Annotated in this window: 10 protein-coding genes and 1 pseudogene; 10 read left to right on the top strand and 1 reads right to left on the bottom strand. The window is 72.5% G+C overall.

From position 1 onward, the window contains the following. The 5 genes and pseudogenes from ACFXB5_RS39935 to ACFXB5_RS39915 all read left to right on the top strand — a co-directional run. A pseudogene (locus tag ACFXB5_RS39935) lies at positions 1-235 on the top strand (TetR family transcriptional regulator); the annotation flags it as partial. Beyond that, positions 232-1,722, top strand: coding sequence for an MFS transporter (locus ACFXB5_RS39930; RefSeq protein WP_385217961.1), 1,491 nt, complete (start codon positions 232-234; stop codon positions 1,720-1,722). The pseudogene ACFXB5_RS39935 and the gene ACFXB5_RS39930, both read left to right, overlap by 4 nt. A 77-nt stretch (positions 1,723-1,799) precedes the next feature. Continuing rightward, positions 1,800-2,252 (top strand): MerR family transcriptional regulator, encoded by a 453-nt coding sequence (locus ACFXB5_RS39925; RefSeq protein WP_385217959.1) that lies wholly within the window; start codon positions 1,800-1,802, stop codon positions 2,250-2,252. A gap of 35 nt (positions 2,253-2,287) precedes the next feature. Beyond that, entirely contained in the window at positions 2,288-3,346 is a 1,059-nt protein-coding gene (locus ACFXB5_RS39920; protein ID WP_385217957.1) for an SDR family oxidoreductase, read from the top strand. Between the two features lie 243 nt (positions 3,347-3,589). Further along, positions 3,590-4,339 carry a nucleotidyltransferase domain-containing protein gene (locus tag ACFXB5_RS39915; RefSeq protein ID WP_385217954.1) on the top strand — a complete coding sequence of 250 codons (750 nt, stop codon included), beginning with the start codon at positions 3,590-3,592 and terminating at the stop codon, positions 4,337-4,339. Positions 4,340-4,417: 78 nt separating this feature from the next. On the opposite strand, the gene ACFXB5_RS39910 is transcribed toward ACFXB5_RS39915, so the two are convergent. Then, positions 4,418-5,419 carry a DMT family transporter gene (locus ACFXB5_RS39910; protein ID WP_385217952.1) on the bottom strand — a complete coding sequence of 334 codons (1,002 nt, stop codon included), beginning with the start codon at positions 5,417-5,419 and terminating at the stop codon, positions 4,418-4,420. A 68-nt stretch (positions 5,420-5,487) separates the two neighbouring features. Between ACFXB5_RS39910 and ACFXB5_RS39905 the strand changes: the two genes are divergently transcribed. From ACFXB5_RS39905 to ACFXB5_RS39885, 5 genes are all read left to right on the top strand, one after another. Continuing rightward, positions 5,488-6,342 (top strand): LysR family transcriptional regulator, encoded by an 855-nt coding sequence (locus ACFXB5_RS39905; RefSeq protein ID WP_385217949.1) that lies wholly within the window; start codon positions 5,488-5,490, stop codon positions 6,340-6,342. 86 nt (positions 6,343-6,428) lie between these two features. Continuing rightward, entirely contained in the window at positions 6,429-6,917 is a 489-nt protein-coding gene (locus tag ACFXB5_RS39900) for a MarR family winged helix-turn-helix transcriptional regulator (protein ID WP_385217946.1), read from the top strand. A gap of 116 nt (positions 6,918-7,033) precedes the next feature. Further along, a complete protein-coding gene (locus tag ACFXB5_RS39895) occupies positions 7,034-8,527 on the top strand; it encodes an MFS transporter (protein ID WP_385217944.1) in 1,494 nt (497 codons plus the stop codon). Positions 8,528-8,569: 42 nt separating this feature from the next. Further along, a complete protein-coding gene (locus ACFXB5_RS39890) occupies positions 8,570-9,079 on the top strand; it encodes a pyridoxamine 5'-phosphate oxidase family protein (RefSeq protein WP_385217941.1) in 510 nt (169 codons plus the stop codon). A 179-nt stretch (positions 9,080-9,258) separates the two neighbouring features. Beyond that, on the top strand, positions 9,259-9,879 hold a 621-nt coding region (locus ACFXB5_RS39885), incomplete at its 3' end, for a DUF1775 domain-containing protein (protein WP_385217939.1).

The raw sequence follows: 9,879 nt of genomic DNA, 5'->3' as shown, positions 1-9,879 counted from the left end.
GGCGGGGCGCCCCCCGCCCCGCGGGGCCCGGGGGGCCGGGCCGCGGGGGGGGGGGGCGGGGGTTAACCACCCCCCCCGGCCCCGCGGGCGGCTCGCCCCGGAACGGCTCGCCGACGCCTTCCAGCTGACCCTGATGTCGGCCGGGCGCTTGGGCGCCCCCGACCCACTGACCACCGAGGAAGTCGTGGACCTCTTCCTGCACGGCGCGCTCGCGGCGCCCGGGGAGGCCCGGTGACCGGACCCGACGCGTACGAAGCGCTCCCGCACCGCCGCCGGACCCTGGTCACCCTCGCCCTGCTGGGCTGCGCCTTCCTGGCCATGCTGGACGGCACCGTGGTCGGCACCGCGCTGCCCCGCATCGTCGAGCAGATCGGCGGAGGGGACTCCTGGTACGTCTGGCTCGTCACCGCCTATCTGCTGACCTCCTCGGTCAGCGTGCCGGTCTACGGCCGCTGCTCCGACCTCCACGGCCGCCGCCGAATGCTGATCGGCGGGCTCGCCGTCTTCCTGATCGGCTCCATCGCCTGCGGCCTGTCCGCCTCCATGCCCGCCCTGATCCTCTCCCGCGCGCTCCAGGGCCTGGGCGCCGGATCCCTGCTGACGCTCGGCATGGCACTGGTCCGCGACCTCCACCCGCCGTCCCGCCCCCAGGGGCTGATCCGGATGCAGACGGCGATGGCCGCCATGATGATCCTGGGCATGGTCGGCGGCCCGCTCCTCGGCGGGTTACTCGCCGATCACATCGGCTGGCGCTGGGCGTTCTGGCTCAACCTCCCGCTCGGACTGGCCGCGGGCGCCGTCATCGCCCTGGCCCTGCCCGACCGCCGTCCCGCCACCCCGCCGTCCGGCCGGCTCGACGTGGCGGGGATCCTCCTGCTCGCCGCCGGGCTCTCCCTCGCGCTGACCGGCCTCAGCCTCAAGGGCAACGCGACCGCCACGCATGCGCCCTCCTGGACGGACCCGGCCGTGCTGGGCTGTCTGCTCGGCGGTCTGGCGCTGCTCACCACGCTCGTACCGGTCGAGCGACGGGCCGCCGTCCCCGTCCTGCCCCCGCGGCTGTTCCGGCACCGCACCTACACCGCCCTGCTGACCGCCGGTTTCTTCTTCCAGGTCGCCGCGCTGCCGGTCGGGATCTTCCTGCCGCTGTACTTCCAGCACATCCGCGGCCACTCGGCCACCGCCTCCGGTCTGCTGCTGCTCCCCCTGCTCATCGGCATGACCCTGGGCAACCGGCTCACCGCCGCCACCGTGCTGCGCAGCGGGCACGTCAAACCGGTCCTCCTGATCGGCGCGGGGCTGCTCACCGCCGGTACCGCCGCCTTCGCCGCCCTGCGGGCCACGACGCCTCTCGCCCTGACGTCCGTTCTGCTGCTGCTCGTCGGGCTCGGCGCCGGACCGGCCATGGGAGGACTCACCATCGCCACCCAGAACGCCGTCCCGCGTGCCGACATGGGCACCGCCACCGCGGGCTCCGCCCTCACCAAGCAGATCGGTGGCGCGGTCGGCCTGGCCTGCGCCCAGTCCCTGATCGGCCACTCCGGCGCGGCCGCGCCCACCGCCACGGCCATCGGCACCACCGTCGCCTGGAGCGGCGGCGCGGCCGGGCTCCTCGCCCTCGGGGCACTGCTCCTCATGCGCGACATTCCCATCGCCACGGCCGGGAAGCGCCCCGGCGCGCCCACTCCCCCGTCCGCCGTCTCCGCGGCCGGGACACCCCGGTAGCCACCTGTCGGACGTTTGCGGCACAGCCGGCCGATCGCACTTGACCTCAAGCGCTTCAAGTGTCGGATGCTCGACATATGACAGCGACAGAGGCGGAGGTCCGGGGCTCCCCGATGACCATCCAGCAGGTATCGCGACTGAGCGGCCTTTCCGAGCCGACACTGCGCTACTACGAGAAGATCGGCCTGATCCCCGCGGTGGACCGGGACCGGGACAGTGGCCACCGGCGCTACCACCCCCGCGTGGTGGAGATGATCAGGTCGCTGGGGTGTCTGAGATCCACCGGCATGAGCGTGCAGGACATGCGTGCCTACCTCCGCCATCTCGACGAGGGCCCGCAGGGCGTGGTTCCGCTGCGCGACCTCTTCCAGCGCAACGCGGACCGCCTGGAGCATGAGATCGCGCTCATGGAGGTCCGCCTGCGCTATCTGCGACTCAAAGCGGACATGTGGGACGCCCGGGAGCGCGCCGACACCGACGCGGAGCGACAGGCGGTCGACGAGCTCGTGGACGTCATGGACGCGCTGTGACAGAAACCGTTCGGGAAGGGAATCCAGAGCGAACCATGGAAAGCAAGACGATCCCCATGTCCGCTGACGCCGGTGCCGACGCCGGTGGTGGCGAACTCGTCCTGGTGACAGGGGGCAGTGGCTATGTCGGCACCCATGTGATCAGCGGCCTGCTGCGGAGCGGCCATCGGGTCCGCACCACGGTCCGCGCGCAGGGCCGGGGCAGCGGTGCCGCCGCGAGCGTCCGGTCGGCCATCGCGGCCTCCGGTGTCGATCCCGGCGGGCGGCTCGACATCGTCAGCGCCGACCTGACCGCGGACGACGGCTGGGACGACGCGATGGCGGGGTGTACCCGCGTCCACCACGTCGCGTCGCCGTTCCCCTCCGTCCAGCCGGACAACGCCGACGACCTGATCGTCCCCGCGCGGGACGGCACCCTTCGTGTGCTGAGGGCCGCACGGGACCACGGTGTGAAGCGGGTCGTGATGACGTCCTCGTTCGCCGCGGTGGGATACAGCCGCAAGGACGGTGACGAATACGACGAGAGCGACTGGACCGACCCCGAGGACGACAACCCGCCCTACATCCGCTCGAAGACCATCGCGGAGCTGGCCGCCTGGGACTTCGTGGCGAAGGAGGGGGACGGCCTCGAACTGACGGTGATCAACCCGACCGGGATCTTCGGTCCGGCACTCGGCCCCCGGCTGTCCGCCTCGACAGAACACGTCCGGGCGATGCTGGAGGGGGCGATGTCGGCCGTCCCCCGCGCACACTTCGGCATGGTGGACGTACGCGATGTCGCCGAACTCCACCTCCGGGCCATGGCACATCCCGCCGCGGCCGGACAGCGCTTCCTCGCCGGCGGCGACCGGGCCGTCAGCTTCCTGTGGATCGCCCGGGTGCTGGCCGACCACCTCGGAGAGCGCGCCGCCCGGGTGCCCACGCGGGAGTTCGACGACGAACGAGCGCGGGAAGCGGTCGGCGTGACGGAGCGGGTACCGATCCTGCGCACCGAGAAGGCGCGTTCGGTATTCGGCTGGACCCCGCGCGACCCGATGCAGACCATCCTCGACACCGCGGAGAGCCTGTTCCGCCTGGGCCTGGTGAAGGACTGACCGGTGAAGAGCTGACCGGTGAAGAGCTGACCGGTGAAAGGCTGATCCGCCCCTGGCCCGTACCGCCCCGCCGTCCATCGGTGTTCCACCACCGTGGGCTCCCGGGCGGGGGCGGTAAGGTCGGCGTCATGGAGTGATGACCCGGCACACCGACCGTATGAACGCCGCCGTCAGAGCCTGTGCTCCGGCGTGTGTTCGGTGTGCCCGCGGCACCCGTCATCCACTTCACACGATCGGATCCGTATGACCGACGACATGTTCCTCGACGATGTCGCCGAGCGACTCGCCACCCTGCCCGCCGTGCGCGCCGTCACCCTCGGGGGCTCGCGTGCCCAGGGCACCCACACCCCGGAGAGCGACTGGGACCTGGCCCTGTACTACCGGGGCGGCTTCGACCCGGCCGCTCTCCGGGCCGTCGGCTGGGAGGGCGAGGTCTCCGAACTCGGCGAGTGGGGCGGTGGTGTCTTCAACGGGGGCGCCTGGCTGACCATCGACGGACGGCGCGTGGACATCCACTACCGCGACCTCGAGGTGGTGGAACACGAACTCGCCGAGTCGCGGCAGGGCCGCTTCCACTGGGAGCCGCTGATGTTCCACCTCGCGGGCATCCCCAGCTATCTGGTGGTGGCCGAACTCGCCCTCAACCAGGTGCTGCGGGGCACCCTGCCCCGTCCCGAGTACCCGGAGGCGCTGCGTGAGGCGGCACCCCCGGTGTGGCGCGGGCGCGCGGCCTCGACCCTGGGGTACGCCTCGGCGGCGTATGTGGCACATGGCCGGGCCACCGAGGTCGCGGGGGCGGTGGCGACCGCCGCCCTGCAGACGGCACACGCGGTGCTGGCGGCGCGCGGTGAGTGGGTGACCAACGAGAAGCGGCTCCTCCAGCGGGCGGACCTGCGCGCCGTCGACACGATCGTGGCGGGGCTGCGGCCGGAGCCCACCGCCCTGGCCGAGGCGGTCGCCGCCGCGGAGGCGCTGTTCGGGGCCGCTGGCTGAGCGGTGGCCCGGGGGCGGAGCGCGCCCGCGCCCCCGGGTCCGGGCCAACCGAGGCTCCGGGGCATCCCCGCTGGTCCTTCAGCCGCGCCGGGTGAGGATGCTCAGCGCGTTGGCCGCGACGATGGCGCCCACGCTGATCCACTCCGTCCATCCCAGGCTCTGCCCCAGGCCGACCCAGCCGACCAGTGCGGCGAGGACGGGGTTGACGCTCATGAAGAGCCCGAACGCCTGGGCGGGCACACGGCGCAGCGTGAACAGGTCCGCGAGGTACGGCACGGCCGAGGAGAGGACACCCGCGATGATGGCGTACGCCACGGCGCTCACGGTCGGCGGCTGGTGGACGGCGACGGCGATCCCGACCGGCAGGAACATCAGCGCGGAGATCCCCGCGGCCGCCGCCGACCCCTGGGCGCCGGGGACCCGCCGCCCCACGGTGCGGTTGAGCAGGATGTACGACGCCCAGCACACGGCGGCCAGCAACCCCAGCCCCATGCCCAGATAGTCGGCCGAGGGCCGCGGACGCATGAGGGTCACCACGGCGGCCGCCGCGACCAGCGCACAGCAGGCGTCCACGCGGCGCCGTGAGCCGGCGAGCGCGATGCACAGCGGGCCGAGGAACTCCAGGGTCACCGCCAGCCCGAGGCCGATGCGGTCGATGGCGCTGTACAGGGACAGATTCATGGTGCCGAACACCACGGCGAGCCCCACCACCGGCCGCCACTGCCACCAGGTGAAGCTCCGCAACCGGGGCCTGCCGACGGCCAGCAGGACGATCGCGGCCACGTACTGGCGGACGGCGACGACCCCGACCGGGCCGATGACGGGGAAGGCCTGGGATCCGATCGCGGCGCCGGTCTGGTTGGACAGCCCGCTGCCGATCATCGTGGCCACACCGGCGAACCGCCGTCCCGTCGGCCGCTGATCAAGGTCAGGGGCCAGGCCCTGCTCCAGGCTCGCGTCCAGGCCCGGCCCCGAGTCGATGTCGGAGCCGGAATAGGAGTCGGCAGGGGTCGGCGCGGTCCGGTGTGTGGTTTCCGTCGCTCGTGGGGACGGGGGGCGTGACGCGGGGGCGAGTCGCATGCGTCGATCGTGCGCCCGGCCCATGCATGCGCAAAATGCGTCTGGCGCGCTATCTATACGCTGGACGTATGGATGTGGAGTTGCGGCAACTGCGCTGCCTCGTGGCGATCGTCGACGAGGGCACCTTCACCGACGCCGCCATCGCGCTCGGCGTCTCCCAGGCGGCCGTGTCCCGGGCCGTGGCCGCGCTCGAACGCGCCCTGGGGACACGGCTGTTGCGGCGCACCTCCCGTGAGGTGACCCCGACGGGCACCGGGCTGCGCGTGGTGGCGCACGCCCGGCGGGTGCTGGCCGAGGTGGACGGCCTGATCCGGGAGGCCGTATCGGGCCACGCCCATCTGCGGATCGGCTACGCCTGGTCCGCGCTCGGCCGTCACACCCCCGCCTTCCAGCGCCGCTGGGCCCAGGCGTACCCCGAGACGGAGTTGCACCTCGTCCGCGTCAATTCCGCCACCGCGGGGCTGACGGAGGGCGCCTGCGACCTGGCCGTGGTGCGCAGACCGCTCGACGAGCGCCGCTTCGACTCCGCCATCGTCGGACTGGAGCGGCGGCTGTGCGCCGTGGCCGCCGACGACCCGCTCGCCAGGCGCCGCTCGGTCCGGCTGGCCGACCTCAGCGGACGCACCCTGCTGGTCGACCGGAGGACCGGCACCACCACCGCGGAGCTGTGGCCGCCCGACTCCCGGCCGGCCACCGAGGAGACTCACGACGTGGAGGACTGGCTCACCGTGATCTCCGCGGGCCGCTGCGTCGGCATGACGGCGGAGTCCACCGCCAACCAGTACCCGAGGCCCGGAATCGCCTACCGGCCGGTCCGCGACGCCGAGCCGATCGCGGTACGCCTCGCCTGGTGGCGGGACGACCCGCACCCCGCCACCCAGACCGCGGTCGAGCTGCTCACCACCCTCTACCGCAACGGCTGACCCCTGCCCCCGGCCCTCCGGCCCCAGCCCTCCAGATGGACTGTTCCGGATAATCCAGTACGGATCGAATTGTTACCCTGGGCCATATGACCGCCATGGCGCCCACCAAGACCGAACCCGACCTGTCGTTCCTCCTCGACCACACCAGCCACGTCCTCCGCACCCAGATGTCGGCCGCGCTCGCCGAGATCGGGCTGACCTCGCGGATGCACTGCGTACTGGTCCACGCCCTGGAGGAGGAGCGCACCCAGGCACAGCTCGCCGAGCTCGGCGACATGGACAAGACCACGATGGTGGTGACGGTGGACGCCCTGGAGAAGGCGGGCCTCGCGGAGCGGCGTGCCTCGACCCATGACCGCCGGGCCCGGATCATCGCGGTCAGCGAGGAGGGCGCGCGGATCGCCGAACGGAGTCAGGAGATCGTGGACCGCGTCCACCGTGAGGCGCTGGCGGCGCTCCCCGAGACCCAACGCGCCACGCTGGTAAGGGCGTTGACCCGGCTGTCCGAGGGACATCTGGCCACGCCCGCCGAGAGCCCCCGCCCGGCCCGGAGGGCACGGCAGCGCGAGAAGTAGAGCGGAGACACCCGCGCGGCCGGCCACCCGGCCACAAATAGAGCCGAAACAAATAGTCCACAACAAAACCATCTGCTACGGTCGCTCCTGTCGCGCCTACTGACAGGAGTGTCCGCATGTCCGCCACCTCTTCCGCCCCGACGCCTCCCCGCGTCCCCCCGGCACGCCAACTGGCCCTCGGGGTCATCGCCACCGGCATGCTGATGGTGATCCTCGACGGCAGCATCGTGACCGTGGCCATGCCCGCCATCCAGAGCGATCTGCGGTTCTCCCCCGCCGGGCTCAGCTGGGTCGTCAACGCCTATCTGATCGCGTTCGGCGGTCTGCTGCTGCTCGGCGGCCGCATCGGCGATCTCATCGGCCGCAAGCGCGTATTCCTGACCGGCACCGCGGTGTTCACCGCGGCCTCGCTGCTCGCGGCCGTGGCCACCTCCCCCGCGACGCTGATCGCCGCACGGTTCCTCCAGGGGGTCGGCAGCGCGATGGCCTCCGCGGTCAGCCTGGGCATCCTCGTCACGCTCTTCACCGAACCCGCCGAACGGTCAAAGGCGATCGCCGTGTTCAGCTTCACCGGCGCCGCCGGTGCCTCGATCGGCCAGGTACTCGGCGGCCTCCTCACCGACGCGCTCAGCTGGCACTGGATCTTCCTGATCAATCTGCCGATCGGGCTGCTGACGCTCGCGGTCGCCATCCCCGTCCTGCCCGCCGACCGCGGGCCGGGCCTCGCGGCCGGCGCCGATGTCCTCGGCGCCCTGCTCGTCACGGCCGGACTGATGCTGGGCATCTACACCGTGGTCAAGGTGGCGGAGTACGGCTGGACGGCGGCGCACACGCTCGGCCTCGGCGCCGTCTCGATCCTCCTGATCGCCCTGTTCCTGGTCCGCCAGGCCACTGCCCGCACCCCGCTGATGCCCCTGCGGATCCTGCGGTCGCGCGGGGTGGCGGGGGCCAATCTGGTCCAGCTCCTGATGGTGGCCGCGCTCTTCTCGTTCCAGATCCTCGTCGCCCTCTATCTGCGCAATGTGCTGGGGTACGACGCCACCGGAACCGGTCTGGCCATGCTCCCGGCCGCCCTCGCCATCGGCGCGGTGTCCCTCGGCGTCTCGGCGCGGCTCAGCGCCCGCTTCGGCGACCGCGCGGTGCTGCTGACCGGGCTGGTCCTCCTGACCGGCGTCCTCGGCCTGCTCATCCGCGTCCCCGTGCACGCCCGCTACGTCCCCGACCTCCTCCCGGTGATGCTGCTCGCCGCCGGTTTCGGGCTGGCGCTCCCGGCGCTGACCAGCCTCGGCATGTCCGGTGCGAAGGAGGGCGATGCCGGGCTCGTCTCCGGGCTGTTCAACACCACTCAGCAGATCGGCATGGCGCTGGGCGTCGCGGTGCTGTCCACCCTGGCCGCCTCCCGTACGGACGCCCTGCTCGCCCGGGGCGAGAACCGGGCCGAGGCGCTGACCGGCGGCTACCACCTGGCCTTCGCCGTCGGAGCGGGGCTCATCGTGGCGGCCTTCGCCGTGGCGTTCACCGTCTTGCGGCGGCCCGCGCGGAAATCCCCCGCCGCACCGACCGCACCCCGGAACGCCAACCCGTCCGCCACACCGGTCACCACCCCCTGACCCGCGCTCCCCGCCTCCACCACCGGCGAAAGGTCCGCCCTCATGACGACGACCGAAGGCAAGAATCCGACGAGTGGCGCCGGGACGAAGCCCGGTGCCGGACCCGCGCCCAGGGTGCTCACCGACGACGAGTTGTCCCGCATCCTGAGCGACCAGCGGTTCGGGGTGCTCGCAACCATCAAACGCAGCGGCCATCCCCAGCTGTCGACCGTGCTCCACCAGTGGAGTCCCGAGGAGCGTGTGCTGCGCGTCTCCTCCACCGCCGATCGGCTCAAGGTGCGTCAGCTGCGGCGCGACCCGCATGCCGCCGTGCATGTGGGCGCGCCGGACGGCTGGTCGTTCGCCGTCGCCGAGGGCGAGGCGGAGGTATCCGAGGTGACGGCCGCCCCCGGGGACGCGGTCGGGCGGGAACTGCTGGCCATGACGCCGGGTTTCGCCGATCCCCTTGATGAGACCGCCTTCCTGGAGCAGTTGGTGGCGGACCGGCGCGTAGTGATCAGGATCCGGGTGTCCCGGCTGTACGGGACGGCCCTCGACATGGCCACCACCTGACCGCATGGCCACCACCTGACCGCCGGCCGCGCCCCCGTGGCAAGCGGGCTTCCGGCCTGGGGGACGATGAACATCGCGTCCGGGCCGTGCGTATCGGGGATGTGAACGCACCTGGTGAGCGCGCCGGGTGACCGGTGAGGAGGGCTCGGGTGTCCGCCCCTTGGACGAGGAGAGATACCGTGAAAGCACATCGTCTGCCGCCCCGCCCGCGGCGGATCGGCGCCCTGGCCGTCGCCACCTCGGCGCTCGTCCTCGCCACGGCGGCCCCCGCCCTGTCCCACACCGAGGTGAGCGCCTCCGACTCCCGCGCCCTGGCGAGGAATGTCACGCTGACGTTCGAGTCGGAGGCGGAGGACAAGGGGGCCGGTTTCACCGAGATCCGGACCGTGCTGCCCAAGGGCATCGACCCCGGCGATGTGGAGCTGAAGCAGGCCCCGAAGGGCTGGAGGCTGAAGCCCACCGATGACGGCTACTCCGTCGGCGGCCCGGCGCTCGCACCCGGCGAGAACTCCGAACACAGCGTAGTCGTAAGGCAGTTGCCCGATGCCACATCGCTGGCCTTCAAAACCGTGGACACCTACGAGGGCGGCAAGGTGTCCCGGTGGATCGAGGTGGCCCGCGCCGGAGAGCCGGAGCCGGAGAATCCCGCCCCGCTGCTGAAGCTCAAGGCCGCGGCCGCCGACGCCACCCCGGACGCCTCGCCCTCGGCCACGCTCTCCCCCCCCCCCCCGGAGGGGGGGCCGCGACCCCCCCGCGCAGCGCCCGCCAAAGCCCCGCACGCCCCCCCCCGGAACCCCCGG

The organism is Streptomyces sp. NPDC059455, from assembly GCF_042750115.1.
GTDB classification, from domain to species: domain Bacteria; phylum Actinomycetota; class Actinomycetes; order Streptomycetales; family Streptomycetaceae; genus Streptomyces; species Streptomyces endocoffeicus.
Note: the sequence above shows the minus strand (reverse complement) of the source record. Positions and strands in the feature narration are given on the sequence as shown.